Genomic DNA, 26,327 nt, shown 5'->3' on the forward strand with positions numbered 1-26,327 from the left:
GGGGGCGCCCACGGTGAGCGGTTCCGGCAGGCATCGTTGCCGCCGGTGCGGCTGGTCGTCGACGTGACCAGTGCGGGCACGTGCCGCTGCTGCCGACTGCTGGTACGCCTGGGCGGCGACCCGCTGCGCCAGACCGAGACCCCGCCGGCGCGCCAGCAGGCGCCCGCCTGGGCCCCCCGCGTCGCCACGGCGCCCGCGCTCGCTGACGTACCCGTATCCCCGACATATCGGATCGCTGAAGCAGGCGGACCCAAGCCAGAACCGAATCCAGGCAAGAACTAAACGGTACGGTCCAAGAACTGAACCGAACGGTTGACAGAATGAACCAAACGGTTTAGATTTCTCGATGCCGAGTCCGACACCACACGCAATGTCAACGAAGGGTTTTCACATGCCTACGAGGCTCATAACACTGACGCTGGGGGGCGTGTCATGTTTGCGGTGATCTACCGGTGGCGTTTGCACGAAGGCAAGGAGCAGCAGTTCACAGCTGGTTGGCGCCGCGTGACACTCGCGATGCACAAGCACGGCGGCAGCTACGGATCACGTCTGCATCAGGTCGATGACGGCACCTGGGTGGCGTATGCACGGTGGCCGGATGCCGCCACTCGCGACGCGTGCCCAGACGTGGACCCCGAAGGGGAAGCCATGATGAGTGAGGCGATCGCCGAGTACCTCCCCACCATTCGATGTGATGTGGTGGACGACCTCCTCGCGGAACCCCGTGACCACTGAGGTAGTCGTTGGTTCTGGAGGTGCCGGGGCGTCGGCGGTGTGAGCATGTTGGCGTGTCTTGCGAGTCGTAGGCCGCAGATTCCGACCTCTCCGTGCCGCCGCTGACGCGACCGCAGTTGGTCGAGGCCCGGAGCGTGCGCGCGGTCGACTTGTTCGAGCAGGGAAGCCCCACATCCGAGGTGGCGCGGATCGTCGCCGGCCGCACGCCTGGGCGCACGCCCCGACCCGGCGGTACGCCGACGTCCTGGTCGACCGTCGTGCGTATCCCAATGATCTGTCCGATGCCCGCTGGGAGTTGATCGGGCCGGTGCCGGCCACCGGGCGCTTCGAGCGCAGCGGCCGGGCCCCGGCCTTCGGCCGCCTGCCCCGCCACGACCTGCGCGAGATCATGAACACGAACCTGTACGGGGACCGCACCGGCATCGTCTGGCGCCACCTGCCCCACGACTTACCGAACTGAACACCGTCTAGGGCTACTTCGCCCGCTGGCAGGCCAATGGTGTCCTCGATCAGCTCACCGGGATGCTCTGCTGATGTGCCTTACCGGGACTCTCCTCGGAGCTGCGCCGGGGTGACGCCTTGCCAGCGCTGGACCGCGCGTCGAAGCGCGCGAGGATCGCTGTAGCCGGTCCGGGACGCTACAGCGTGGACGGGCAGGCTGCTGGACCGAAGCAATGCGGATGCCTGCCGGGCGCGTGCCAGACCGACCTCGGCCCGCCAGGTCGTTCCGCTCTCCGCCAATCTGCGCTGCAGGGTGCGCGGTGTGGTCGCCATCCGGTCGGCCATGACCGCCAACGACAGGTCCGGGGTACCGATCGACGAGCCCAGCATCTCCCGGAACGCGTCCAGCCAGGACACTACAGAGCGCGCCTGCAGCAGCGTGCTGTCCGCGTGTGCCCTCAGGACCTCGATCAGCCCCGGGCGGTATCCGGGCAACGGAGCCGTCGCGTCCTCACGGAAGAACGTGATCGTGTTCCGTTCCGCCTCGAACTCGATGTTGCGGGTGCCGAAGACCTCGGCCAGCGGCTCGAACACGGCCGGTGCGCGATGCCGGAACGTCACCTTGACCGGCTTCACGTCCTTCCCCGAAGCGGCCCGCGCCCGCGTCACGAACAGGCCCATCCCGAACTGCTCCACCGCGTTCACGATGTCCTGCTCGGCGGTTCCGGTGCGGTACCCCACGGTGACCAGGGCACCGTTCTCGACTACGTCGAACCGGTCCACCGCAGCATCGCCGATGGTCACGGTGTAGTCGGCGGCCACACGGAACGCGTCGACCAGATTCGCACTCGCGGCGAACAGCTGGTCCCAGACACCGAACGTCCCCAGCGGGGAGCGTTCCGCGGCGAACGCACCGACTCCGGATCCGCGGTCGGTCAGCGTGACCTGCTCCCACGACCGCAGCACCGAACCGGTGGGGACCCGGGCGTAGACATCGCCCAAGACCTCGTCATTGAGACAGGGGATGCGGGCCAGGCGGGCCGGCGTCATGCCCGCGTCCCGCGCTGCGTTCACGGCGAAGCGTCCCATGGCCGAATTTACCGATTGCTTGAGAGCCGGCGAGGACGAACACCATGCCCGTTCCTGCTTGACCACACCATCTTTCGCCATGACTACGCGCATTGGTTCCGCTTTCTTCCGCAACGAACCCTGTGCCCTATAGCACGGCGGAGACGGTACATGATCGCGCCAGTGGCGCAATAGGTCCCCCCGTGGCGCACCGGGCCCCGGTCAGCGGCCCTCTCCACGACCTAGATTCGAAACACGTCCGGCCCTCGGGAACGCCGGCGCACCCGGCACCTCGTCGCACTCTGCGGTGAACCAGACAAGGAATCCCTACCGTGCAAGATGCCTCGTTGCGCCCCGCCAACGTCCTCCAAAGTCCTCGCCATCTTCAAGAGTCTTCGCGCGGCCTCGTACAACGAGGCGCTGCCGCGTGCCGCCCGTCAACTCCAGCCCTGCACACTCGACATCGGGATCCATGAAGGCCCGCGCGAGATCGGTCTGTACGACTGAGACCTAGTCATTCCAGAGCGGCGTCCGGCGGCGAAGGCCGATCCGCGCCGCCGCATCCGGCGGACGGCGTGCTGATCGCGACCCCTGAGTTTCACCATCGTCGTTCGGGCCCGGGACCGCGCCGACGCGGCCGACACCTCAGCGCCCCGGTATCCGCCTGCCTGGTCCGCGACCTGCTCGGCGCACTCGCCGTGAAGGTCCGCGTCGCGGCGTCCGGCCTGACAACACCCTGATCTGATCGAGGAGATACAGCCATGTCCCGTCTTCCCCTGGTCGCGTCCGACACCCAGGAGCACGCGGCCGCCGGGCTGCTGGCCGCGGTCCAGAAGGCCTTCGGGGGCACCCACACCCTGGACATGCCCCGCACGATGGCCAACAGTCGGTTCGCACTGGAATTCAGCGGATCGCTGTCCACCGCGGTCCGCGAGCAGCTGGCGCTCCTGGTCGCCCAATACAACGGTTGCGACTACTGCCTCTCGATACACACCTACATCGCCACGAACCTGGCGGGTGTGTCGGCCGAGGAAGCGTACGACGCCCGGCCCGACCACGGCTCAAGCGCCAAGGCCGCCGCGGCGATCACGCTGGCCAGCGCCGTCCTGGCCGCGCGCGGCGACATCGCCGACGCCGACCTGAAGTCCGCCCGCGAGGCGGGCCTGACCGATGGCGACATAGCCGAGGTCGTCGGGCACGTCGCGCTCAACGTCTTCACCAACTATTTCGACCGCGCCGCGGACACCGAGATCGACACCAACATCGACACCGACTGACCCGCCGTCCGCGCCGATCAGCACTGAGCCACCACATGGCCGGCGCCGCAGTCCTGTTGGTGCGGGGCGCCGGATACCAGCCCGGGGCGGATCCACCCCACCTTTCCCAGGCCTCCGCCGCTTCCCGAGGAGTACAGATGCCCCAGATAAGCCCGCCGTTGCCGCCCTCCACCGCCGGGACCGCCGCCGTCAAGGTGCAAGCCGCCGACACCGTGCGGCGCAACCGCGACGAATTCCTCACCGGCCGAGAGGAGATCGCGCCTTTCCTCACCCGTAAGGGGGCGCAGGAAAACGGCTACGTGCTGCGCAAGCAGCCGTGGGCGTCCGGCGACGACCGCATCGTCGTGCGGTTCCCGTACGAGTGGCACGACAAGACCGGCCGGCGCTACAGCAACTACGGCAACGAGCTGTGGGAGTTCGACGCCGACGGGTTGACGCGCCACCTTGAGGCGAGCACGAACCATGTGCCCACCGGCGGCTCGGAGCGCGTCATCCTCGGTCCGCGCAGATCGGAGGTCCGGTGATGTCCCTCGGTCGTGAGCACGTCGCCTGGGCCGCACTTGCGGCCATGACCGTCTCCTTCGGACTGAACTTCTCCGCGGGCGTCTTCTTCGCCCCCGCCGCCGACGAGTACGGCATGAACGTGGCGGCGCTCGCCACCGCGGCCGCCCTCGGCACCTTGCTGACCGGCCTCGTCCAGCCCTCCGTCGGCGTCCTGCTCGACCGGATCGGCGCCCGGTGGGTGCTGCTCGGCGGCCTGACCCTGATGTCGCTCGGCTACCTGGCTCTCTCAGTGGTCCAGTCGACCTGGCAGTTCATCGCCGCGTTCACCGTGTTCGGGGGGCTCGGCTTCGCCGCCGCCTCCAGCCTCACCATCAGCACCATGCTCGGCCGGATTCACGGTGACAAAGCGGGGCCCGCGCTGGCGCGTTCGGCGGTGGGAATCAACCTCGGGCAGCTCATCGCACCGTGGGCGGCGACAGCCATGTTCGACCCCGTCGGCGTGCGGGCCGCGTACACGGCACTCGGTGCGGCCGGCCTGCTGGTGACGCTCGTCCTGGCCGTCCTGCTCCCTGCCGAACAGCAGCCCCGTATGGCTCAGGATGAGCGCGGACGTGAACGGCTCACCGGCCGCGGCCGGATGCTGACCTCTTTCGGCCTCCATGCCGCCACCATGTACGGCCTCGTCCTCCTGCTGCCCAAGCACGCCGTCGACCTGGGGCTCTCCGTGGTCGACGCCGGACGACTGGTCGTGCTCAGCGCGGCCGCGGCGGGCGCCACATCCGCCGTGGTCGTACGCCTCCTGCGCAGGCACCGGCCGGAGAGCCTGCTGCGCGTCCTGCACACCCTGCGCGCGCTGTCCCTCCTGCTCGCGGTGCTCGTGACCGACGTGTGGGGGCTGGTCGCGGTCGCAGTGCTCTTCGGGATCTCCTCGTTTCCGGTGGTCCCGCTGACCATGGCCGTCCTGTCCCGAGGGCTCGACCCGACCCGTATGGGCCGCACCCTCGCGCCGGCCTGGGTCGTCCACCAGTTGTCCGCCGCCGCAGGGCTCGGACTGGCCGTGGTGATTCACGGCATCACCGGCTCCTACCGCGGCAACTGGGGGATCGGCGTTGCCATGGCCGCCACGGCAGCCCTCCTCGTGAGCCCCCTCGTACGCCGCGTGCGCGCATCGCGTCGGCAGACCGAAGCACTGACCTGACCCCGCGGCACCGCTCAGCCGCCCTCCTTCGACCGACCGCCCGTCAACGCAATCCGGAATGAGAGACGACCGACATGCCCAAGCACTCCGTCCGCCACGCCACCCTCGAGGTCCAGGGACAGCACGTCTTCTACCGAGAGGCCGGCGACCCTGCCAGGCCGACGCTCGTGCTCCTGCACGGATTTCCCAGCAGCTCAGCCATGTTCCGCGACCTGATCACCGACCTCGCCGACGAGTATCACCTCGTGGCGCCCGACCACATTGGCTTCGGTCAGTCCGCGATGCCGACGACCGAGGAGTTCGACTACAGCTTCGACAGCCTCGCCGCCATCACGCTCGGCCTCCTGGACGCCCTCGGCCTGGACAGATTCGCCCTCTACATCCACGACTACGGGGCGCCCATCGGCCTTCGCATCGCTTCTCGCCACCCCGAACGCGTGACCGCGCTCATCAGCCAGAGCGGCAACGCCTACCAAGAAGGCTTCACTCCGTTCTGGGACTTGCTGTTCGCCCACGCCAAGGACCGTGTCGCGAACGAGTCCGCAGTGCGCGAACTCCTCACCGCGTCGGCCACCGAGTGGCAGCACACCCACGGCGTGCCGGACACGCTCCGGGCGCAGCTGGACCCCGGCGCGTGGATGCTGGACCAGGCGTACCTGGACCGTCCCGGCAACAACGAGATCCAACTCGAGCTGTTCTGGGACTACCAGTTCAACCTCGACGGCTACCCCGCCTTCCAGGAGTACTTCCGCACCCACCAGCCGCCCGCCCTGATCGCCTGGGGCAAGAACGACGAGATCTTCGGCCCGGCCGGCGCCGAGGCGTTCGCCCGCGACCTGCCCGACGCGGAGATCCACCTCCTCGACGCCGGACACTTCGCCCTGGAGACCCACGGCCCCGAAATCGCCGCACTCATCCGCGACTTCCTCCGACGCAACGTGGCGAAGCCGCCCGTGCACCCGCCGCTCTCGCTCTACGGATTTCTGCGTCCGAAGCCGGAACGCGTCGACGACGTCCGGGCCCTGCTCACCTCTCTCGTCGCACCGACCCGCCAGGAAGAGGGCAATCTCGACTACCACGTCCACGAGCACGAGGACGGGCGCTTCTTCCTCTACGAGGTCTGGCGCTCACAGGAAGACCTCGACCTGCACAACCAGTTTCCGCCGCTCCGCGCCTTCCTCGACCACCTCGACGACTACCTGGTCGCAGCTCCCGAGGGCTACTTCAACACCATGACGAGCCCCCACCCGTCCCTTGGCGGCTGACTGTTTCGCGGATGTAGCCGTGGACTGTGGCGGTGCCGTTCGGAGGTGCCTGACGCCAGACCGCGTCGCGTGGCGACAGCTCACGTACTATGTTTCATTCTGGAACAAAATACGGTGAGGAGTGAGGTCCGATGTTGGTACGCGACAAGCTGTCCCCGGACGGTGCGGCCTGTCTTCTGTTCGACTGGGACGGCACGCTCGTGGACAGCCAGGCGGCCAACTATCGCGCCATGGCCCAGACCCTTGCCGTAGAAGGTGTCGAGCTGGAGCAGGACTGGTTCGACAGCCGGACGGGCCTTTCCTCGGCCGATATGATCACGGCGCTTGCGGCAGAGCGTTCCTTGCGGCTGACCCGGACCGTTCCCGAGCTCGTAGCCAAACGCGACGAACTCTTCTTGAGCGTTGCACACACGGTGCGCCCGCACGCGCGTGTCCAAGCGGTTGTGGAACAGGCCGCGGGCCGGATTCCCGTGGCCGTCGCCTCGGGCAGCACCCGCGCGATGATCGACGCGGCACTTCGCCACCAGCCGTTCAGTGAGACCTTCGACCTCATCGTCACCCGCGATGACGTGGAGCGGGGCAAGCCGGCACCCGACATCTTCCTCACCGCGGCGCGGAGACTCGGGGTCCAGCCGCGTGCCTGCCTGGTGTACGAGGACAGCGATGAGGGCATCGCCGCAGCTGAGGCTGCCGGCATGCGCGTCATCGACGTCCGTCCCTACCGCTGACCGAGCGGTGGCCTCCCTCCGCTCCGAGTCGGTTCTGGCTGCTGTCCCTCGCCCTGATCCCATCAGCTTGTCCTACCGTTCCAGCGCGGGCCAGGCCGGTTGTTCGCAGGATCGGTGAGCCCGAGGACTCCCGGGTATGGCAGTCAGCTCGTCGCTGTCCAATGGCTGAAAGAACGTGGCCACCCGGAGCCCTGACGGTCACAACCGCTCATGGGGATGAGCGACTTGATCGCTGTGTACGACAACGTCGGCAGGGCCGTCTGCGGGATCGCAGAAGGAACAGCTGACGGAAGCGGCCATGTTCACGATCTGGGCGGGGGTCGACATCGGCAAGGAGCATCACCACTGCGTGGTGCTCGACGCCCGGGGGGAACGGTGGCTGTCGCACCGCGTCGGCAACGACGAGCCCGAGCTGCTGGAACTCATCCGGGAGGTGCTCGCCCTCGCCGATCCGGATGAAGTGCTGTGAGCGGTGGACGCCAACCGCGGCAGCGCCGCTCTGCTCATCGGGCTCCTGCTCGATGCCGGACAGCGGGGCCTACCTGACCGGTCCTCGGCCGACCACCGCGGTCAGGGCAGGACCGATGCCAAGGACGCCCGCGTCCTTGCTGATCAAGCTCGCTTGCGCCAGGACCTGGGACAGCTGCGGCCTGGCGACGAAGTCTCCGTCGATCTGCGCATCCTCGCCGGTCGCCGCCTCGACCTCGTCAACGACCGCATCCGGCTCCAGGAATCGCCAGCCCACCATCCCCTGCCACGTCGGGAAACCATCGAACGTCCCGCGACTACCACCGAACGCCACGGAGGTTGAGGAACAGCCTGAGGGGATCCTGCTCGGCCCCCAGCTCACTGCGCAGTAGAGGGGTGCTGGTGAGCCGGGGGCCGGGTCCGGCGCCATACGCATCGGATGGAGTCGTCAAGAGCAGCGACCCGCATCCGCGCAGGTCCCGTCCCTGTTCCCGGCGAGGCGTCGCCAACGCCGGCGGGCCATGAGGCCGGACTCCGTTGGCCCGCTGTTGAGGTGCTGTTGACCGGCTCCCGCACAGTCACCTCATGAAGCGCGTCACCAGAGTTCTCTTCACCACCGGCGTCGCCGCGGCCCTCGCCGCCGGCCTTTCCACCTCAGCGCACGCGGACGGCTGGGTCACCTGGCAGCACGACGTCTCCGGCAAGTGCCTCGGTGCCGACTCGACCATCCCCTTCCAACCCAATGACGTGAGGCTCTACGACTACTGCACGTCGTACGGAGCCCAGTGGTACGAGGTCTACAACGGCAGCGACGGAACATACCTCCTAGAGCCCAAGGAGGACACGGGCACCTGCCTCGCGGCCTACTGGGACAACGACGTCTACGTGGAGGACTGCACCGCCGGCAACGCCTACCAGCGCTGGTACGAGGTCCGCACGAGCGACGGCTGGAAGCTCAAGCACAAGGCCACCGGCCGGTTCATCGACAGCAACGGGAAGGACATCTACCTGCACGACGAGAACGGCGGCCGCTACCAGCTCTGGCACTGACGCCGGACGCCGGTACCGGCCTTCGTGCCGTCCCGGGACGGTGAGACCACGGTCGAACCGGGATACGAGATCTGGACAATCCAGGACGGCAGCAGGATCCATTCCAGCGCTGAAGAGCCTGGAGCGCCGTCAGCAGTTGGGAAGGCGGCGCGGGTCTCCTGTACGTCTCCGGCAGCCAGGCGGACCCGCAGCTTCCTCAGCTCCGATACCAGAGGCCTGTTCCGGCTGTCCCCTCAACCTCACGCGTGACAAGTACGGTCACCAGCTGTTGCTCGACCACAAAGGGAATCTGCGGGCAGCGGGACACCCATCGCAGCGTGAGTGAGGGTCACAGGCTCCATCGGCGTTCGGCGACGCGCTCAGTCCGCGATCACAAAAGACCGCTCCCCCGCTCTCTCGACTCCCCGAAGGAGACACCTGTGCACAAGCGCATAGCAGCCGCCGTCGTATCCGGCGCGGCCCTCATCGCCACCGGCCTCGCCGCCGTCCCGGCCGGTGCGGATACCAACTACCGGCAAATCCAGCTCCACAACTATCTGTGCTTCGACGTGCCGAACGCCAACGCCTACGCCGGCGCACAGGTCCAGCAGTGGACCTGCAACGGCACCGGCGCGCAGAAATGGTCCTGGCGCCAGGTGGACAGCACGCACTACGAGATCCGCAGCTACCTGAACCCCGATCTGTGCCTGAACAACTGGGAGGGCGGGGACACGACCGGCAACCACATCAAGCTGTACACCTGCGGCTCGACCAACCCCGACCGCGTGTTCAACTTCGTCTACACCGGCAACGGAGCGCAGCTACAGCCCAAGAGTGCCTGGAAGAACTGCGTCAACGGGTGGGGCGGCGATGCGTCGGGCAACGAGCTGCGCCTCTACACCTGCATGGACGTGCCGAACGAGGACATCGGCGTGTGGGGAGGATGACCTTTACCGGATGAGCCATCAATACGGCGACCGTCCTCGACCACCTGTCTTCAGGGTCCTGGCCGATCGACGGCGCAGGACCTCCCGCTGCACGCTGTGCCCCGGCGAAGATCGGCGCGGTGGGACGCAGCGGAGAACGGGGCGAGGGCGGAAACGGGGCGCGGGAGCCAGGCGGTCCACCCTCTTGAGTGGTAGAGGCGCACACCGCTGTGAGCGGGACCGGGCTGGGCAACTCTGCGTCACTTGAGCGGAGTTGCCCCGGGGCCACACGGGTGCCGACCGCAATTATGTATCTGCTCCCATTCGCTGGCGGCGCCGTCGGAGCTCTCGTCCTGGCCCGGCGCCTCGGCGGCCCGGCCGCGTCGCCGTCCGGCTCGTTCGGATCACTACCGCTCAAAGGCGCGACCGGACAGGAACGGCCTGGGACTCTCCCGGGACATCGCCGGACAGCATCGGGACGACCCTGAGAAGGCGGCGGGACACCCCTCCGCGAAGCGAGACGTCCGTGCCCGCACGGGTGTGACCGCGCCGGGCCGGAGACGCTCGCCGACTGCCCAACCCGACTGCTGGGCAGGGACTTTCCCGGGCCACCAGGGCTTTCCTCCAGCCTGCACGACGGACCGTGGAAAGCAGTGGGAGGCCATGGGACGGCCGTCCGGGCGAGCCGGGCTCAACGGCCCTCGTGTTGCTAGTTTCCGACTCGCCGTCCCAAGGCGGCGTCAATGGGCCCGGACTCGCACGGAGCCGGGTCCCGCCACACGATCCCCTGGGGGAAATCCACCATGAAACTGAAGCGCACCCTCGCGTCCCTGGGCGTTGTCTCCGCCATCGCCCTGGGTGGTCTCACCGTCGGCACGACCACCGCCGCCGCGACACCGAGCTGCAGCACCTACGCCGTCGTCTTCGACGCGGCCGACTACGGCGTCCGCCTACCGACGGACAGCAGCAGGAGCAACTACTGCGTGATGGGTCAGGGCGCTTCAGGTCGCCAGGTCGAGTCGTTGCAAGAGGCTCTGATCCAGTGCTACGGCCAGAGCATCGAGGCGGACGGTGTGTTCGGCCCTGCGACCGCGACCGCTCTCAAGCGTGCGCAGGCAGCACTGGGCCTGACCGCGGATGGCGTCTACGGCCCCAACACCCGCGACGCCCTGAAGTGGAACTGGACCCGCTCCGAGGGCTGGGAGCACCGCTGCCTGCGCCTGACCCAGGCCCCGGGCCCGCTGCGCTAGGGCGGGAGTCCCCGCGCAGAGCTCACGCGAACGGTGCGGGTCCTCGTGCGCCTGCGTGTCCTCGTACTCCAGTAGGACTCAGGCAATGACGTCGGCCTCGCCGTTGCCGGGCCGGGCCGGTGCCCACCAGATGCGGTGGGCATCGGCCCTGGTGGTCGAACGCGGAACGGCCTGCCACCGTACCGCTGCCCGTTGGGCGGCGCGGGTCCCTTTCGCCCAGACCTCTCACGAGAGCGTCTGCCGCCTCGTTCGGGGCGTGGGCAGGCATACCGGGTCGCCGAGGGCGTGGTGCGAGCAGGGAACCAGGGCGCCCCGCCCTGTGGGGGGGGGCGGGCTTGTCGCTGTCGCCGGTGTCGGTGCCGGTGCCGGTGCCGGTGCCGGTGCCGGTGCCGCGATAGTCGAGCGTGAGGGGGCCGCGTGCGGGATGGAAGTCGGCGCGTCCTAGCAGTGGCGGTGGTTGGCCTGGCCCGTCAGCAGGACCAGCGGGGTTCCCTGGCCCCGGAGTTGGTCGGCGATGCGGGCTCCGCCCGGTGTCATCGCGTGCAGGGCGACCGTCATGCCTCGTCGCCACCGGTCGTGCAGGGCAACCTCATGGCTGCCGGTACACAAGGGTGACAGATGGCCCGCGGGGTCGGATTGCTGGAAGAAGTACCGACCGGGCCCTCAGATACCCGCTGCCACCGCGGCGCCCAGCCCGACCAGGACGACGCCGGTCGTCACACTGAGCCCCCGCAGGACCGCCGGCCGCGACACCAAGGCGCGCCCTCGGCCGACGGCCCAGGTGAGCAACAGGTACCAAGAGGCACTGACGAGCGCCCACAGAGCACCCAGGGCGACGGTCGACAGGAACACCGGGCCCTTCGCCGTCACGAATTGGGGCAGCACCGAGACGGCGAACACGCCTGCCTTCGGGTTGCCGAGGTTGGTGCTCAAGCCGGTGAGGTATCCGCCCGCGAAGCCGGTGCGGCGCCCGCTCTCGCGGGGCAGACCGGTGGAGGCGGTGGTGAACGCGGTCCGCAGCGTGTTCACCCCGAGGACCATCAGCACGATGCCACCTGCGATGTGGAGGATCGCGTACGCGTGCGGGCTGGCCAGCAGGGCAGCGGACAGCCCGGCCGCGGCGGCCGTGGACCACAGCAGGAAGCCGGTGGCGTTGCCCGCGAGCGTGCCTCGGACTGTGCGTTGTCCACCCTCCAGAACCTGACGGATCATCATGGCTTGACTCGCGCCTGGCAGCATGGCCAGCAGCAATGTGGTGGCGATGAAAACGGGCACATGCGTGGGCATGGGGAAAGAACCCTTCCAGGTATCGCGGTCTCGGGGGGTGCACCACCAGGCTTCCTCTCCCGCACTTATAAGAGAAGTTAAAAGAGAAGGGTGCAGCGTTAGGATTAGCGAATGGTGGTGGACCCGGGACAGCTCCGGCTTCTCGCGTTGATCGAGCGGCACGGCTCCTTGACTGCGGCGGCTCGCGCCCTCCAGCTCACGCCCGCGGCCGTCACCCAGCAGGTGGTCAAGGCCGAGCGCGACTGGCAGGTGCCCCTGGTCGTCCGTGGTCCTCGCGGAGCAACGCTCACCGCGGCCGGTGCGCTGCTCGCCTCCCACGGTCGAACCGTGGAGGAGGCGTCGGACAGGGCCGAGGTGCAGCTGGCCGCACTCCTCGGCCACCTCTCCCTACGGCTGCGGGTCGGAACGTTCCAGGCGGCTGCCCTGCACCTGCTGCCACCCGCCCTGACGGCCCTGCGGCACCGCCATCCGGACGCCGACGTCTCCGTCGTGGACGTGGTGTCCGGACGCGGAGCGGACGAGATCAGCGCAGGGCACTTGGACCTCGCCATCGTCGCGTCCTGGGGCACACCGCTCGCGCCGCCCCCGCACCTACGCGCCCACCCGCTCCTGCTGGACCCGATGGTCGCGGTTCTCCCCGACGACCACCCACTGACCACCGGGCAGCCCGCGGACGCCGAACTGCGCCTGGAACAACTACGCGACGAATCCTGGGTTTCCATCCTGGCCGGCCACGCCGCCCGCGAACAGTTCCACGCCGCTGCCCGCGAGGCCGGCTTCACCCCCACCGTTCGATTCGAGACCGAGTCCTACGACGTTGCCCAGGCCCTCGTCGGCACAGGCAGCGCCGTGGCTCTGGTATCGCGCCTGGCCCTGACCCATGCACCCGGCACCACCCATCGAGAACTGGCCCACCCCAGGCCCTACCGCCAGCTCTACGCCCTGACCAAGACCGACGCCAGCCTCACACCACTCGCAGACAAGCTGATCGACCTCCTACGCGATGTCGCCCGCGACATCACCGCCACCTGGGAGGCTCCCCCGCAAGAAGAACAGCACTCGTCGAACTCACCGCACGGAGTCTGAAAAGCCTCCGGTCCTGAGTCGACACCGCCTGGTCGATGGACCCCTGTGCGGGGGCGACGCCGACGACCTCGACGCCACGGTCGGCCAGGAGAAGTGCGAACGCCCTGTGCGGCAACCAATGTCCCGCACTCGGAAGGCCTCGAACTCTTCTTGGTCAGCTGCTGCAGCAGCCCGCCCTCGCCGGTCAGCTGCAGCCCCTCGGAGCGAGCACGGTCGACCAACATCGAGACCAACTGCTCGTCCGACACCGCCTCCGCAGTCGACTCAACGACCGGCCCCTCCACGGTCTGGTACTCGGTGATGGTCTCGCTCATCAGGCGTCTCCTTGATCATCGGATCCGCCGTCGATGGGACACTCCCACTGCTCCTCGCTCAACAGCGGATACGAGACCGGGTCCTTGGTCCGCAGGCCCCTCTCCCCGCGCAACTCCCAGGCCCGGCGCCACCGCTGGAGCGAGCGCACATACACCCGCAGCGTCCTCGCGATCACCGCGTTGTCCTCGCCCCGAACCACCCCGCAGCCACTCCCAGCCGCAGCCGCAGCCGCAGCCGCGCACGGGCCGCCCGCCGCTCGGCCGTCAAACCACCACTTTGCGCGTACCTCAGAAGTACGGCATACCGCGATGTTCACAACCCATCGGGCCTCCACGGCATCACGCTTTCAAGCTCGGAAACGGGGTTATCGTTGCGCGTCGGCTTGTGCGCGGGCGCGGGCGCGTTCGATGTCGGGGACGTGGCTCTCGGCCCATTCGCGTACCGCCCGCAGGGGTGTCAGCAGTGACCGGCCGAGGTCGGTAAGGGCGTACTCGACATGCGGGGGATTCGCGGCCATCACCGTGCGAGAGACCAGGCCGTCGTACTCCATCACGCGGAGCGTCTCCGTGAGCGCCTTCGGCGTGATCCCCCGGATGTGCGCCTTGAGCTCGGTGAATCGCATCGGCCTGTTGTCCAGCGCGTTGACGATGAACACGGTCCAGCGCGCCCCGATCCGGTGCAGAACAGTGCGACTGGGGCAGGTCGCGGCCATGACGTTGTAGGCGTTACCCATGCCGACTCCCGGTAGCGTTGTAGATACCAGTATCGAATCTATACCTTCCAGCTTGTGACCACTCCCGAACGCACGTTCCGTCCCTCCATAGCCCGGCACCGCCGTTTCGTCGCAGGGATCGTCATCGACTCGATCGGCACCGGCGTCTTCATCCCTGTTTCGATGCTGTACTTCCTGGCCACGACCTCGCTGACCCTGGTGCAGGTGGGCGCTGCACTGACGACGGCCGGGCTGCTGGCGCTCCCGGCGGGTCCGCTGGCCGGAGGGCTGGTCGACCGGTACGGCGCCAAGCCGGTACTGCAGGCGGCGAACCTGGCCCAGGCGCTCGGCTTCGCCGGGTATCTCGTCGTGGACCAGACGTGGCAGATCGCCGTGTTCGCCTGGTTGAACAGCGCCGGGCGGGCGGTGTTCTTCAGCTGCTACGGCGTGACCGTCACGGCGCTGGCGGCGCCCGGCCAACGCGAGCGCTGGTTCGGTCTCATGGGGTCGGTACGCAACCTCGGCTACGCACTCGGCGGCCTCCTCTCCGCCGTCGCCGTCAGTTTCGGAACTCACGGCGTCTACGCCGCGATCGTGGTCGTCAACGCCTTGTCCTACGTCGCCGCCTTCGTTCTGATGCGAACCGTGCCGAACAGTCGCCCCGAAGCGGGCCGGGACGCTGCTGGAGGCTGGGGACGCGTGCTCCGGGACCGGCGATATCTGTCGCTGGTCGCGCATCAACTGTGCTTCGCGATCTCCTTGTTCGCCCTCAACATCGCGATACCCGTCTACGCCGTGGACGTCCTGGGACTGCCTGGCTGGACTGCCGGCGCGGTCTTCGCGCTCAACACCCTGATGGTCGGCTTCGGTCAAGGCGTCGTCCTCGGGTGGCTCGGCGGGCGGATCCGCAGCCGCGTACTCGTCGCCGGACACGCCTGCTTCGCGGCCGGCTACGTCCTGTTCCTCGCCGCCGACCGAGTGGCCGCGCTCGCCCTCGCCGTCGCCGTCGTGCTGCTCGGCGCGGGCAGCTACACCTTCGGTGAGATCCTCGGCGGCCCCATCACGTCGACCGTCGCCGCGGAGAGCGCCCCAGCCGCTCTCCGCGGCCGGTACTTGGCCCTCAACCAGCTCGCCGTGACGGTCGCGGGAGCGGTGGCTCCGGCCGCGCTCTCCGGGTTGCTGTCCGCCGGGGCAGCCACGATCTGGCTGACCCTGGTCGGCGTCAGCGCCCTCGGCGCCACACTCGCCACCACGATCGGCAGGGTGATGCCGGCGGCGCAGAACCGCATCGGAGATGCTTGAAGGGCGGATCTTCATGCGTATTTGGGCGCAGTTCCGCCTGAGTGATGATGTTATGGGGCGCGATAACAGCGTGCGCGCATGAACTTCGAGCTCGCCCCGCCTACAGGCATCGGCCCTCTGCGGATCGCCATGTCATGCGAGGGCGCGAACAAGGCACCGGACACGCCGCAGGACCGCGGTGAACGGAAGCTGTCCCGCCGTGTCGGCAACGACGACCCCGAGCTGCTGGAGCTCATCCGCGATGTTCTCGCCCTCGCCGACCCGGGCGAGGTCCTGTGGGCGATGGACACCAACCACGGCGGCGCCGCCCTGCTCATCGGTCTGGCCGTCCACCGCGCCGCGGCCGGCTGCCTCGGCCAGAGCAAGACCGCCGCCAAGGACACCCACGGCATCGCCGACCAGGGCCGCACGCGTCAGGACCTCGGACTGCTCCGGCCCGGCGACGAGATCGCCATCGACCTGCGCATCCTCACCGGCCGCCGCGTCGATCTCGTCACCGACCGCACCCGACAGACCAACCGGCTGCGCGAACAACTCCTTTGAGCCACAACGGTCTTGGAGCGCGCCCTGACCGGCAAGGGTCGAGGGCTAATCGCCCCGCTGACGCCGGGAGCGATCCGCCGCATCGGCGTCCGTCGCCTCGAAAGCGGGCTGAAGAACCGAGGCATCAAGAACGCCTCCTCGCTCGCCAAGACCGCCATTGCAGCGGCCGAAGCCCAGTCCACCGTCCCGCCCGGAGAGACGCCGGCCGCCGCCATGGCGGCCCGGATCGCCAGAAGCGTGCTGGACCTGGACCGCTCGTGCACGAGATCACTGTGCTGCATATCGCCTCGCGCCGCGCCTACGGTGTCCCGCGCGTCCGCGCTGAACTACGGTGGCTGGGACGGCGGGTGAACCGCACGCGCGTCGCCCGCGCGATCCGCGAGCGCGACATCCGGGGCGTCACCCGACGCAAGCACTGCCCGCTGACCCGGCCGGACAAGAAGGCTGTGCCGGCCTTGGACCTGATTGGCCGCGACTTTCACGCCGAGCGCCCCGGGGCCAAGCTGGTCGGCGACAACACCCACCCACCGCCGAGGGCCGGCTCTGCCTTGCCTGCTGGCTGAACCTGGCCACCCGCGAGGTCGTTGGCTGCACCATGCCCGACCACCACCGCACCGAACTTGTCGTCGACGCCCTCGACATGACCCACGGCCGAGGGAAGCCGGAGCCCGGCCGCGTGATCCACAGTGACCGTGGCAGCGAAGACATCGCGACCCAATTCCGCTCACGAATGGGCAAGTTCGGGCTGACTGAGTGTCAGGTCCGGTGATTTGTGTTTGGTCCCGGGTCAGGTTCCGCGCCAGTTGGGGGTGGTTTCGCCGGTGAGGCGGCGGGCCATGAGGTCGATCATCGCGAGGTGGATCATGGCTTCGAGTGGTGCGGGTACCCCTCGCAGTCGCGGGCGAGGCAGCGGTGGTGCATGAGCCAGCCGATGCTGCGCTCGATGGTCCAACGGCGCGGAATGATCGTGAACCCGCGGGCGCCGGACGGGCGGTGGACGGGATGGACGCCGATGCCCAGGCGGGCGCCGTGATCGATGGCGGTGGTGCGGTAGCCGGCGTCCACCCGTACCTTGCGGATGCCCTGGTGGGTCGTGGCGATGCGGGACAGCAGTCTCAACGCCGGCCGCGGTGTCCGACACGCTGTCCGCAGCGACCAGCACCGTCAGCAGCAGGCCCAGGGTGTCGCAGCCCAGGTGCCGCTTGCGCCCGATGATCCGCTTATCCGCGTCGGCGCCCTGGCCGGCCCGCGGCACGTTGGCGGAGGTCTTGATGGTCTGAGGGTCCAGCACACAGGCCGACGGCTCGGCGTCGCGGCCCTCGCGCTCGCGGACCAGGCGGTGCCGGTGCGGTCCACGTACAGGATCGCGTTCATGATCTGGCGCAGGTCGTGCTCGGGTCGGCGACCGATGTCCAGGGCGTGCTGGCGCCCTTCATTCCGCCAGGCGGCGAGCACGGGTTCGATCAGTTCCCAGCCCTGGTCGGACAGGTCGCTCGGATACCTGTCGTGCGGAGCCATGTTGCAGAAATGCCGCAGCTTGACGCCCTTGACCGGCGACCAAACGGCCTCGACAGGTGCCGAGGTGGGAGGAGAGGGGAGCGGGGAGATGCCGGAACGGAACAGAGCGAAACACTCAGTAAGCACGCGAGCACAAGCTCAAGAATGAACGGTGTGGTCTATAGACTGAACCGATCGGTTGACAGCATGAACTGTTCGGTTTAGTTTTCTCGGCGTCGGGTTCTGCCACCCGCACCGCCCCGTTCGACCTCACCAAGGAGGCACCCATGACCGCGCCGAAGATCCTCGCCATCTCGGGCTCCCTGCGCGCCGCCTCGCACAACACCCAACTGCTGCGCGCGGCGCAGAAGTTCAACCCCAGCCGCCTGGACATCGAGCTCTACGAGGGACTGCGCGAGATACCGCCGTACGACCAGGACCTCGACACTCCCGAGAACCGGCCGGCCGCCGTGACGGACCTGCGCCGCCAGGTCGCCGAGGCCGCTGGACTCCTCATCGCCACGCCGGAGTTCAACTACTCGATCCCCGGCGTACTCAAGAACGCACTCGACTGGCTGAGCACCGACTGGACCCAGAACGAGGGTCTGCCGCTGCACCGCAAGCCCGTCGCCATCCTCGGCGCGGCCCCGACCAACTTCGGTACCGTGCGCGCCCAACTGGCGCTTCGTCAGGTCTTCGTGTGGATCAACAGCGACGTCGTCGTGAAGCCCGAGGTCCACGTCTTCCGCTCGCAGGAACGCTTCGACGCCGACGGCAACCTCACCGATCAGGTCACCATCGACCTGCTCCAGGGCCTGCTCACCGAACTCCAGCGCAAGATCGACGCCGCGGAGGGCCGCTCGTGAACATCACCGCCACCTATGTGGGTACGGCCACCGTGCTTCTGCGTATCGGCGATCTCACGGTCCTCACCGACCCCGCCTTCGACCGGGCACCTGCCGACTATCCCGCCGTCCGCCCGCTGCACCGCAGGCTCGATCCCGCACTGACCGCCGACCGGCTGCCGCCCATCGACCTGGTCCTGCTCTCGCACGACCAGCACGCCGACAACCTCGACCGCGCCGGCCGGGAGGTGCTCGGCCGGGCGAAGGCCGTGCTGACCACCCCCGAGGCCGCCGAACGGCTCGGCGGACAGGCGGAGGGCCTGGTCACCTGGGAGAGCCGGAAGATCACCTCCGGCACCACCACCGTCACCGTCACGGCGACCCCCGCCCGGCACGGCCCGCAGGGCACCGAGCAGGCCACCGGTCCTGTCACCGGCTTCGTCGTCGAGCACGACGGCGGCACCCTCTACATCTCCGGCGACACCGTGCGCCACGACGCACTGAACGAGATCGCCGAACGCTTCAGCATCGACACCGCGTTCCTCCACCTCGGCGACGCGCACTTCCCCTCCACCGGCGACCGCGCCTTCTCGATGAGCGCCCGCGAGGGGGCCGCCCTCGCCCGCACCCTGGGCCCCCGCACGGTGATCCCGATCCACTTCGACTCCTGGGACCACCTCTTCGAGGACCCGGCCCGGATCACCGCCGCCTTCGCCACCCCCGACCTCGCCGGACGCCTACGCCGACTGGCCCCCGGCGTCCCCGAGCAGATCTGAGCCCCCGCCCGCCCCGGCCACTCCTCACCGTACGGAGAACGACATGACAACGGCTCCCACCACCCCGGCCGTCGCCCTGCACGAGGTCCGGCACCACAGCATCCGGATACAGGGCCACCAGATCTTCTACCGGGAGGCGGGCGACCCCGCCAACCCCACCCTGGTGCTGCTGCACGGCTTCCCCACCAGCTCCGCCATGTTCCGCAACCTGCTGCGCGACCTGGCCGACTCGTACCACCTGATCGCCCCCGACCACCTCGGTTTCGGACAGTCGGACACCCCGCCCGTCACCGAGTTCACCTACAGCTTCGAGGCACTGACCGACATCACCCTGGACCTCCTCGACGCCCTGAAGGTGGACCGCTTCGCCCTCTACATCCAGGACTACGGCGCCCCGATCGGCCTGCGGATCGCCTCCCGCAACCCGGACCGCGTCACCGCCCTCATCAGCCAGAGCGGCAACGCCTACGCCGAGGGGTTCACCCCCTTCTGGGACGTCCTGTTCGCGCACGCCAAGGACCGCGCCACGCACGAACCCGCCGTACGGGAGCTTCTCACCGCCGAGGCCACCCGCTGGCAGTACACCCACGGGGTGCCCGCCGAGCGCCAGGACCGGCTCTCCCCCGACACCTGGACGCTCGACCAGGCCGGCCTCGACCGTCCAGGCAACAAGGAGATCCAGCTCCAGCTGTTCTGGGACTACCAGTTCAACCTCGACGGCTACCCCGCCTTCCAGGAGTACTTCCGCACCCACCAGCCGCCCACACTGATCGCCTGGGGGAAGAACGACGAGATCTTCGGCCCGGCCGGCGCCGAGGCGTTCACCCGCGACCTGCCCGACGCGGAGATCCACCTCCTCGACGCCGGACACTTCGCCCTGGAGACCCACGGCCCCGAAATCGCCGCACTCATCCGCGACTTCCTCGCCCGGGCGCTCTGATCCCTTCGGCCGTCCGCGGCCCACGACGCATCTCTCCTCATCCCTCCGTCCCCGAACGGGTGGCACGGCGCCTGCCGTGCCACCCGTTTCCCGTGCTTGCGGCGCCCGCGCGGGGGCGCCGTCCCCGAGATGTCCCGGGAGGGGTCCGCTCCCTGTTCAACCACCCCCCGCAACCTGGAGATTTTCCGGGGGCCGGATCGTACGACGCGCCACTCCTCGTCCCCCCGGCGACAGCCGTCGTCGATCCGGCCCTTCCCATGTCCGCAGCACCGTGGCCCCCGTGCGCCGAACGCCCGCGCCGGGACACACGGTCGCGGGCGTTCCCACCCCGGAAGAACCCACGGAAGAGAAGAGTCGTGACACCAGACAGCAGACGGACGAGAAGACGCGTGAGCGTCCTCTCCGTCCTCGCCGCGATGGCCGTGGCAGCGCCACTGGCACTCCCGGCCCAGGCCCAGGAGCCCACCGCTCGTGGTGCCACCGCCAGTGGGCAACACAAGCCTGCGGACAAGGCTCCCGCCTCCCGCCGCGCCCTGCCCGACGACAAACCCCCCACCGCCGTCCCGCGCGCCACGCGCCGAGCCGTCGTCGGCTCCACCTCCGACCGCGCCTGGACGACCTCCGGCGACGCGACGGGCCTGCACCTGCTCGTCGCCGACGCGCGCGCCGGGTACGCCTGGAAGACGGCGGCCACCCTTTCCGAGCCGGGCTTCGAGACCGACACCTGGATCGGCAACGCGTGCGTCACCGAGTCCGGACGGCGTGCCGTTGTCGCCTACGCGCCGCGCACGTTCACCAACAAGCCCGACCTGATGAGCCGCGGCGCCTTCACCGCAGTGGTCGACCTGACCACCGGCAAGGTCACCAAACTGCCGGTGCAGGCGAGCCTGTCGTACTTCTCGCCCGGCTGCGGCGCGGGTGAGAAGGCGGTCCTCTCGCAGTTCACCGACGACAACGACAAGAACAACGCCACACGGCTGCTCACCGTGGACGCGGCAGGCGCGAAGGCCGGCAAGCCGCTGAAGCTCAAGGGGCAGCTGACCTCCGCGATCCCGTACGAGGACGGGCAGTTGATCGCCGCCGAGGGCGCCTCACTGGTGCGGATCGGTGCCGACGGCACCCGACGGCGCATCGCGAGGACCGCGCACGTGCCCTTCCAGATCGTCCGGGACGCAGCGGGCGGCATCTCCTTCATCGACCGGCCGGCCGGCACCGCCCGTGGCTCCAAGGCGAGCACCGCCGCACGCGCGGAGGTGAAGCATCTGACCGCACGGACCGTCCGCGCCACCGGCCACGACCGCCCGCGGCCCGCGCGCACCGTGGCCACCGGACGGCTCACCGAACTCGACCTCACCAGCTCCGCGTCGGGCGAGGTGTTTGTCACCGGCAAAGCCCGCGGCAAGGGCCCTCTCCCGGCCCACCTGCACAACCCGGGCACGCTCGCCAAGGGCGCCACGATCGGCGTACGGGCCGGATCCGCGGTCGTCTCCCGGTGGGCCCGCGGCAAGAACACGCCGTTCCAGGCCCAGCAGGCCACGACCGAGCGCACGGTGATCACCGACCTGACGGTCCTGTCCACGGGCCGCAAGGTGACGCTCCGGGCCCTGCCCGCCGCGGCCCCGGTGTCGGCGGCCAGGCTCTCCCAGGGGTCCGCTCTCAGCCCGTCACTGCGCCTCGCGGGCAGCGCGCCCTCGAAAACCGGCGCGAAGACCGGCACGAAGGCCGCGTTCGCGTCACCCACCGACCCCGTCGAGGCGGAGCGCACCTGCTCCGTGCCCCGGGGCGACCTTCGCAAGCAGGCGTTCCAGCCCACCCCCCGGCAGATCGAGTGGGCGGTGGACCAGGCAGTCATCGGCGCGCTCAACCCGCTGATCTACCGGCAGCCCAACTGGAAGAGCATGGGCATGGCGGGCTACAACCCGCAGAGCCTGTTCCCGCTGCGCCCGCTGAGCGGCGACCCGAACGGATACCCTGACAAGGCGGACAACTGGCACATCCCTGCGTCGATCATGCTGGGCGTCACCGCCCAGGAGTCGAACATGTGGCAGGCCACGCGCTTCGCGGTCCCCGGCGTCACCGCCAACCCGCTGATCGGCAACTACTACGGCACTCCTCGTGAGCCGAGCGGCGAGGTCAGGGATCCGTGGGCCATCGACTGGGCCAACGCCGACTGCGGTTACGGCATCACCCAGATCACGGACGGCATGCGGCTGCCCGGCCACGGCCAGAGCACCCTCACCCCCGCCCAGCAGGAGGCCGCTGCCCTGGACTACACGGCGAACATCGCCGCGGGCGTGGACAAGCTGTCCGAGAAGTGGAACCAGACCCGGGACGCCGGGCTGGTCGTCAACAACGGCAAGCCGCAGCACATCGAGAACTGGTACTTCGCCCTGTGGGCCTACAACTCGGGCTTCTACCCCGAGGCGAGCGCGGCTGACAACAAGGGCCAGTGGGGTGTGGGCTGGACCAACAACCCCGCCAACCCTCTCTGGAAGGCCAACCGCACCCCCTTCCTGGAGTCGGAGACGGGCGGCGACGACTACTCCGACGCCGCACACCCCCAGGACTGGCCCTACCAGGAGAAGGTGATGGGCTGGGCCGCGCGGCCGCCGTCCGTGGTCTTCAAACCGGGGACCATGGCGGCCGGCTACAAGGCGGCCTGGTGGAACAGCAACGCCTACCGCTCGGCCGGCCTCAGGCCGGCCGACGAGAATTTCTGCGACGCCACGAACTACTGCAACCCTGTTCTGATCGGCCCGAACGACGCCAACAAGCCCGGACTCGGCGCCTGCACGCGAGATGATCTGCACTGCTGGCTTCACCACTCGGTGCAGTGGAAGAACTGCGACCAGGCCCAGTGCGGTACTGCCGTGCACCGCTTCGACACCACCTACCCGGAGCAGCCCGACGAGAACTCCTACCCGCCGAAGTGCGTCGCCGGTCTGCCGTCCAACGCCCTCGTCGTCGACGACGTACCCACCGGTGTCCGGCCGGCGGGCTCGGACGCCCGCAGTTGCGGCACGATCACCTCGGCCGGCACGTTCGCCCTGTCCTTCGCCGAGAGCAACGGCACGTACCCGGGCAAGATAGATCTCCACCAGATCGGCGCGGGCTACGGAAACCACTTCTGGTTCTCCCACACCCAGAGCCCAGTGGGGGAGAACGGACAGCGCCTGTACACCAAGGGCACCTGGACGCTCGGCCAGAACATCCCCGGCAGCGGCTGGGCCCGGGTCATGGTCCATATGCCGGACCACGGCGCCCACACACGGCAGGCCCAGTACGTCGTCGGCGGCACGGACTCCACCAGCCCGACCCGGGTCACTCCGCAGCGCACCCGGGAGAACCGCTGGGTGGATCTCGGTGCCTTCCGCTTCACCGGCACGCCTAAGGTCTCCTTGAGCAACATCACGGCGGACGGCAACGGCACGGAGGACGTGGCCTGGGACGCGGTCGCCTTCCAGCCGCTGCCCGGGAAGCCCGCGCACCAGATCGTGGCGATGGGCGACTCGTTCTCCTCGGGCGAGGGGGCGTCCGTCACGGGTGGCGGCGACTACTACCGGGAGACCGACTACCGGGACACGAACAACCCGGCCACGCGCGACGCCTGCCACCGCTCCACGAAGGCATGGTCGCGCCAGGCCACCCTGCCCGGCACCGGCAAGTCCGTCGGTGCGCTGGCGGACAGCCGTGACCCGTCGATGGACTACCTGTTCATCGCGTGCTCGGGAGCCCGCACCTACAACATGCTCCCCGGCAGCAAGTCCCAGTACGGCGAACTCCCGCAGCTCGACAAGGGATACCTGGACCAGCACACCGACCTGGTGACACTGTCGGCCGGAGGCAACGACGCCCAGTTCACGGACGTCTTCAAGAGCTGCTATATCGCCATCGCCGCCAAGCTGGGGTGCAAGGACGCCGACATCGAGGAGTTGGCGGCGGACGGCACACCTCTGGGGCGTCGGTCACCGTCGCTGGCCACGTACCTTCCCGACCGGTTCAAAAAGGTGGTGCGACCGCAGGTGGTGAAGGTCCTCGCGGCCATCCACGAGAAGGCGCCGCAGGCCAAGATCGTGCTGATGGGGTATCCGCCGCTGCTGGAGAACCACGGCGCGTGCGTCCTCCTGGACTCGTACGACAACGCCACGTGGCTGAACTCGATCGGCGACGTGCTGCTCAGCGAGCTCGACGGCGCCGTCGCCGACGCCCGCGCCCAGGGCGTGGACGTCGTGTTCTCCAATCCGAAGCAGCAGTTCGCGGGCAAGGGCATCTGCGGCAGTCCCGAGACCGTGCACGGATTCGTCAACGACTACACCGAGAGTGACACCCCGCTGGTCGAGACCGATCTGATCAAGGCGGGCACGTCGGCCCAGTCCTTCCATCCGAAGATCGAGGGGGCCCGCCTCTTCGCCGACTCGTTCGAGCAGACCATGCGCAACCTGGCCGGCTGAGCCGGCCGCACACGAGAAGGCCCGGGGAGTGACTCCCCGGGCCTTCTTGTGTGCACGACCGACGACGGACTCACAGCCTGACGGGCTACGAGAGAACCTTGCGGGCCTCGGTGAGCGAGCGGTCGAGGGCGCGGCGCGCGGTGTTCAGCCGGTCGGCGTGCTCGCGCACGTACCGCCGCTGCAACCGGGTCTCGGCCGCGTGCCAGGTCTCGGCGACCGGCAGCCGGGCGCGGCAGCCGATGTCCGCCAGGGCGACGGCGGTCTCCGTCCCGGTCACTTTGTGCGGCTGGCGTCCGAACCGCGGGTCGTCGAACAGTTGCACCGGGGTCTTGTAGGTGAAGCCCTTGTCCTTCATGCAGGCCGACCAGCGGCGGAACACGGCCCGCACGGCGGGGTCCCGCGTCGCCGCCGGGAACGATCGGCTGTACAGGTCGGCCGCAAGAGGTGAGACGCCGTAGGTGGTGGTTCGGAGCCGGTCGCGGGCCTCGGTGAAGCAGCCTCCGTGCGGCACCTTCCGGCCGCGGTAGGTGCCGTCGCGCACCTCCTTCCCGGCCGCGTCTCGTGCTTCCGGAGGCAGATCGGTGCCGCCGAGGACGACTTCCTGGTCGGGTGAGAGCGCGGGGGCCTTCGCTTCGGCGCGCATCGCCCGGTCGTGGCGACGCTGCTGGGCGGCGTCGGGCTGGAAGCCGCGAGTGGCGGCGAGCCGGGCGTCGTGGATGCCGTAGCGCCAGTCCATGCTGTTGCGCGGGCCGACGACGGGGAGGTCGGCCGGGGGCCGCCAGTCGATGGCGAAGCGCCGCATGCAGGCGCGGACGAGTCGGTGTTCGGCCCGCAGGAGGATCTGCCGTTCCTCCTCGGTCGGCTGGTACGCCGTCAGCGGCAGCGTCCAGCGTGAGGTGTCGGGTGCGTCGTGAGGGAGGGCAGGGGACGTCCTGTCCCGGTCCGGGGAGCATCCGGTCGCGACGAGTGCCGCGACGACAGCGGCCAGGACGGTGATCCGTGACAGGGCGGGGCGACGGTATCGGGACACGCGGGTTCTCCGGTCGCGGGAAGAGGGCGGGAACGCGGCAGCGGCCCAGGTCGCCCTGGGCCGCTGCCGGAGCAGGCGTACTGCTCGGGAGGGATCGAACAGATCTGCCGGTCTCAGCTGAGGCGGCAGGAGGCGAAGTTGACGGAGCGGTTGTTGTTCGCCGTCACTCCGAGATTGCGCCCGGTCCGGGGCGACAGGGTGTCCGCGTAACCCGAGGACGCACCCTGGTAGCCCTTGTAGTAGTAGCTGGTGGCGCAGTAGCCGATGTACCAGTTGTAGGCGGACGCGGCGTTGTTCGCGACCTCCTGGCCCCGGCCGTCGGAGGGACCGCCGCAGAACAACAGAGGTGCCGAGTATGAGGTGTTGCTCACCGACTTGAGGTCCCAGATGGGCTGGCCGATGTTGATGAACGCTCCGCCGTAGTTCGACCGGTAGTAGAAGCGGAAGCGGAAGTAGTCCGAGTGTTCGGCGCACCGGTGCTCGATGCCCTCTTCCTCGTTGTAGGCGAACCAGATCTCGGCGTTCCGGTCGATCCTGGGGTCCTCCTCCGCGGAGGCGGAGGGTGCGGCGGCGAACAGGGCGAGCGCGCTCAGGCACACGGCTGTCCAGCGCAACAGGGCGACACGCAGGCGGTGTTCTCTCTTCATGTGGGGT

24 protein-coding genes and 5 pseudogenes are annotated in these 26,327 nt (G+C 69.0%); 21 read left to right on the forward strand and 8 right to left on the reverse strand.

Translation table 11 applies throughout. The features are described 5' to 3' along the window. Positions 1-432 precede the first annotated feature (432 nt). Both J3486_RS08745 and J3486_RS08750 read left to right on the forward strand, forming a co-directional pair. Complete coding sequence (locus tag J3486_RS08745; protein WP_207819576.1) at positions 433-735, forward strand: antibiotic biosynthesis monooxygenase; 303 nt, start codon at positions 433-435, stop codon at positions 733-735. Positions 736-979: 244 nt separating this feature from the next. Next, positions 980-1,203, forward strand: a pseudogene (locus J3486_RS08750) (transposase); the annotation flags it as partial. A 72-nt stretch (positions 1,204-1,275) separates the two neighbouring features. On the opposite strand, the gene J3486_RS08755 reads toward J3486_RS08750, so the two are convergent. Continuing rightward, on the reverse strand, positions 1,276-2,379 hold the full coding sequence (locus J3486_RS08755; protein ID WP_207819578.1) for an AraC family transcriptional regulator: 1,104 nt from the start codon (positions 2,377-2,379) through the stop codon (positions 1,276-1,278). A gap of 626 nt (positions 2,380-3,005) precedes the next feature. Between J3486_RS08755 and J3486_RS08760 the strand changes: the two genes are divergently transcribed. The 10 genes and pseudogenes from J3486_RS08760 to J3486_RS44900 all read left to right on the forward strand — a co-directional run bounded on the left by J3486_RS08760 (position 3,006) and on the right by J3486_RS44900 (position 10,889). Further along, positions 3,006-3,521: a carboxymuconolactone decarboxylase family protein gene (locus tag J3486_RS08760; RefSeq protein WP_207819579.1), complete on the forward strand. Its 516-nt coding sequence runs from the start codon at positions 3,006-3,008 to the stop codon at positions 3,519-3,521. A gap of 137 nt (positions 3,522-3,658) precedes the next feature. After that, complete coding sequence (locus tag J3486_RS08765; RefSeq protein ID WP_207819580.1) at positions 3,659-4,045, forward strand: DUF1348 family protein; 387 nt, start codon at positions 3,659-3,661, stop codon at positions 4,043-4,045. Next, positions 4,045-5,223 carry an MFS transporter gene (locus tag J3486_RS08770; RefSeq protein ID WP_207819581.1) on the forward strand — a complete coding sequence of 393 codons (1,179 nt, stop codon included), beginning with the start codon at positions 4,045-4,047 and terminating at the stop codon, positions 5,221-5,223. Before J3486_RS08765 ends, J3486_RS08770 begins: the two co-directional genes overlap by 1 nt. A 74-nt stretch (positions 5,224-5,297) precedes the next feature. Next, positions 5,298-6,158, forward strand: a pseudogene (locus tag J3486_RS08775) (alpha/beta fold hydrolase); the annotation flags it as partial. An 18-nt stretch (positions 6,159-6,176) separates the two neighbouring features. Further along, entirely contained in the window at positions 6,177-6,488 is a 312-nt protein-coding gene (locus J3486_RS08780) for a putative quinol monooxygenase (RefSeq protein WP_207819727.1), read from the forward strand. A 131-nt stretch (positions 6,489-6,619) separates the two neighbouring features. Then, a complete protein-coding gene (locus J3486_RS08785) occupies positions 6,620-7,216 on the forward strand; it encodes an HAD family phosphatase (RefSeq protein WP_207819582.1) in 597 nt (198 codons plus the stop codon). A 298-nt stretch (positions 7,217-7,514) separates the two neighbouring features. Continuing rightward, positions 7,515-8,027, forward strand: a pseudogene (locus tag J3486_RS43965) (IS110 family transposase). A 242-nt stretch (positions 8,028-8,269) separates the two neighbouring features. After that, positions 8,270-8,734: an RICIN domain-containing protein gene (locus J3486_RS08800; protein WP_207819585.1), complete on the forward strand. Its 465-nt coding sequence runs from the start codon at positions 8,270-8,272 to the stop codon at positions 8,732-8,734. Positions 8,735-9,153: 419 nt separating this feature from the next. Next, complete coding sequence (locus J3486_RS08805) at positions 9,154-9,660, forward strand: RICIN domain-containing protein (RefSeq protein ID WP_207819586.1); 507 nt, start codon at positions 9,154-9,156, stop codon at positions 9,658-9,660. A 782-nt stretch (positions 9,661-10,442) separates the two neighbouring features. After that, positions 10,443-10,889, forward strand: a complete 447-nt coding sequence (locus tag J3486_RS44900; RefSeq protein ID WP_307804737.1) for a peptidoglycan-binding domain-containing protein — start codon at positions 10,443-10,445, stop codon at positions 10,887-10,889. A 663-nt stretch (positions 10,890-11,552) separates the two neighbouring features. Here the strand turns inward: J3486_RS44900 and J3486_RS08815 are convergent. Next, positions 11,553-12,176, reverse strand: coding sequence for a LysE family translocator (locus tag J3486_RS08815; protein WP_207819587.1), 624 nt, complete (start codon positions 12,174-12,176; stop codon positions 11,553-11,555). Between the two features lie 111 nt (positions 12,177-12,287). On the opposite strand from J3486_RS08815, the gene J3486_RS08820 reads away from it, so the two are divergent. Beyond that, positions 12,288-13,262: a LysR family transcriptional regulator gene (locus J3486_RS08820; protein WP_207819588.1), complete on the forward strand. Its 975-nt coding sequence runs from the start codon at positions 12,288-12,290 to the stop codon at positions 13,260-13,262. A gap of 25 nt (positions 13,263-13,287) precedes the next feature. Here the strand turns inward: J3486_RS08820 and J3486_RS43970 are convergent. The 3 genes and pseudogenes from J3486_RS43970 to J3486_RS08830 form a co-directional block, all read right to left on the reverse strand. Beyond that, positions 13,288-13,412, reverse strand: a pseudogene (locus J3486_RS43970) (SAM-dependent methyltransferase); the annotation flags it as partial. A gap of 163 nt (positions 13,413-13,575) precedes the next feature. Further along, positions 13,576-13,752 (reverse strand): hypothetical protein, encoded by a 177-nt coding sequence (locus tag J3486_RS08825; RefSeq protein WP_207819589.1) that lies wholly within the window; start codon positions 13,750-13,752, stop codon positions 13,576-13,578. Between the two features lie 189 nt (positions 13,753-13,941). Continuing rightward, a complete protein-coding gene (locus tag J3486_RS08830) occupies positions 13,942-14,310 on the reverse strand; it encodes a helix-turn-helix domain-containing protein (protein ID WP_207819590.1) in 369 nt (122 codons plus the stop codon). A gap of 54 nt (positions 14,311-14,364) precedes the next feature. Between J3486_RS08830 and J3486_RS08835 the strand changes: the two genes are divergently transcribed. From J3486_RS08835 to J3486_RS45165, 4 genes are all read left to right on the forward strand, one after another. Continuing rightward, positions 14,365-15,591 (forward strand): MFS transporter, encoded by a 1,227-nt coding sequence (locus J3486_RS08835; protein WP_307804738.1) that lies wholly within the window; start codon positions 14,365-14,367, stop codon positions 15,589-15,591. 78 nt (positions 15,592-15,669) lie between these two features. After that, a complete protein-coding gene (locus J3486_RS08840) occupies positions 15,670-16,134 on the forward strand; it encodes a transposase (protein ID WP_207819591.1) in 465 nt (154 codons plus the stop codon). Between the two features lie 257 nt (positions 16,135-16,391). Next, a complete protein-coding gene (locus J3486_RS44905) occupies positions 16,392-16,697 on the forward strand; it encodes an IS3 family transposase (protein WP_207819592.1) in 306 nt (101 codons plus the stop codon). A gap of 2 nt (positions 16,698-16,699) precedes the next feature. Beyond that, positions 16,700-16,903, forward strand: a complete 204-nt coding sequence (locus tag J3486_RS45165; protein WP_374194708.1) for a DDE-type integrase/transposase/recombinase — start codon at positions 16,700-16,702, stop codon at positions 16,901-16,903. Positions 16,904-16,921: 18 nt separating this feature from the next. On the opposite strand, the pseudogene J3486_RS08850 reads toward J3486_RS45165, so the two are convergent. Beyond that, positions 16,922-17,652: pseudogene (locus J3486_RS08850) on the reverse strand (transposase). 266 nt (positions 17,653-17,918) lie between these two features. Here J3486_RS08850 and J3486_RS08855 point away from each other — a divergent pair. The 4 genes from J3486_RS08855 to J3486_RS08870 all read left to right on the forward strand — a co-directional run bounded on the left by J3486_RS08855 (position 17,919) and on the right by J3486_RS08870 (position 24,643). Next, positions 17,919-18,497 (forward strand): NADPH-dependent FMN reductase, encoded by a 579-nt coding sequence (locus J3486_RS08855; protein ID WP_207819593.1) that lies wholly within the window; start codon positions 17,919-17,921, stop codon positions 18,495-18,497. After that, positions 18,494-19,252 carry an MBL fold metallo-hydrolase gene (locus tag J3486_RS08860; protein WP_207819594.1) on the forward strand — a complete coding sequence of 253 codons (759 nt, stop codon included), beginning with the start codon at positions 18,494-18,496 and terminating at the stop codon, positions 19,250-19,252. The genes J3486_RS08855 and J3486_RS08860 overlap by 4 nt, the downstream gene beginning before the upstream one ends. A 43-nt stretch (positions 19,253-19,295) precedes the next feature. Next, positions 19,296-20,192, forward strand: a complete 897-nt coding sequence (locus tag J3486_RS08865; RefSeq protein WP_207819595.1) for an alpha/beta fold hydrolase — start codon at positions 19,296-19,298, stop codon at positions 20,190-20,192. Positions 20,193-20,581: 389 nt separating this feature from the next. Then, positions 20,582-24,643, forward strand: a complete 4,062-nt coding sequence (locus tag J3486_RS08870) for an SGNH/GDSL hydrolase family protein (protein WP_307804739.1) — start codon at positions 20,582-20,584, stop codon at positions 24,641-24,643. Between the two features lie 85 nt (positions 24,644-24,728). Here J3486_RS08870 and J3486_RS08875 read toward each other — a convergent pair whose 3' ends face one another. Next, positions 24,729-25,673, reverse strand: a complete 945-nt coding sequence (locus tag J3486_RS08875) for a hypothetical protein (protein ID WP_207819597.1) — start codon at positions 25,671-25,673, stop codon at positions 24,729-24,731. Between the two features lie 113 nt (positions 25,674-25,786). After that, positions 25,787-26,320 (reverse strand): hypothetical protein, encoded by a 534-nt coding sequence (locus J3486_RS08880; protein WP_207819598.1) that lies wholly within the window; start codon positions 26,318-26,320, stop codon positions 25,787-25,789. Positions 26,321-26,327 lie beyond the last annotated feature (7 nt).

Source organism: Streptomyces sp. VRA16 Mangrove soil, from assembly GCF_017377775.1.
Lineage (GTDB): Bacteria > Actinomycetota > Actinomycetes > Streptomycetales > Streptomycetaceae > Streptomyces.